We start from the raw sequence: 896 nt of genomic DNA on the forward strand, positions 1-896 counted from the left end.
TTAGCGATGGTGAACCCAACCGCACAAAACATGAGTTATAAGCCGCGTGCGACGTTCTCTGGTATTCCAACAACGTATGCGCTGGACTATTTAGAGCACACTAGCGAGCCAAACTCAGAAACACAGACTTATGAGATGTACTTAACCATGCCTCAACCAGAGCAAGAGATTCTTCCGGGCACCAGTGTGAGCGTGATGGTCGACATGATCAAAGCCGGTATCACTTCTATCGATGGTTACAACATCCCAATGACGGCACTTCAAGCAGGCAACGATGACAATGAGTTCTTTGTTTGGAAAATGCACGGTGACGCTGTCACTAAAGTGCCTGTGGCGATTTCACAAGTTAACGGTGAAGGGGCGATTGTCTCATCGGGAATCACTCAAGGTGATGTGTTGGTTAATTCAAACCTGCGTAAATTACGCGAAGGTAAGCAAGTGGATGTTGTGGAGAAGGAACAATAATGAACATTGCTGAGTATTCCATTAAGAACAAAGTCATCAGTTGGTTGTTCATTGTTATTCTTGCTATCGGTGGGGTGACTTCATTCCTAGAGCTTGGTCGATTAGAAGACCCTGCGTTTACGATTAAGGACGCGATGATTGTCGCGACTTATCCTGGGGCGACCTCCAAAGAAGTGGAAGAAGAATTAACGTATCCGCTTGAGAAAGAGATTCGTAAACTGCCGTACATTGATCGAATCACGTCGACCTCTTCGAATGGTATGTCGCAGATCATGGTCAGTATGAAGATGGATTACGGCCCAGACGAACTGCCACAGATTTGGGACGAAATGCGCCGTAAAATCAACGATCTGCAACCAACTTTACCGCAAGGTGTGCAATCTCTGCAGATTATTGATGACTTCGGTGACGTGTACGGTGTCATGTTGATG

The 896-nt window shown here is 46.1% G+C and carries 1 protein-coding gene and 1 pseudogene; both read left to right on the plus strand.

The window, feature by feature from the left end; all coding sequences use genetic code 11:
- Positions 1-465, plus strand: a pseudogene (gene vmeU / locus R7R24_RS25470) (multidrug efflux RND transporter periplasmic adaptor subunit VmeU); the annotation flags it as partial.
- A partial coding sequence (locus R7R24_RS25475) for an efflux RND transporter permease subunit (protein ID WP_195747621.1) occupies positions 465-896 on the plus strand: 432 nt, incomplete at its 3' end. The pseudogene vmeU and the gene R7R24_RS25475, both read left to right, overlap by 1 nt.

The organism is Vibrio sp. 704 (genome assembly GCF_033339295.1).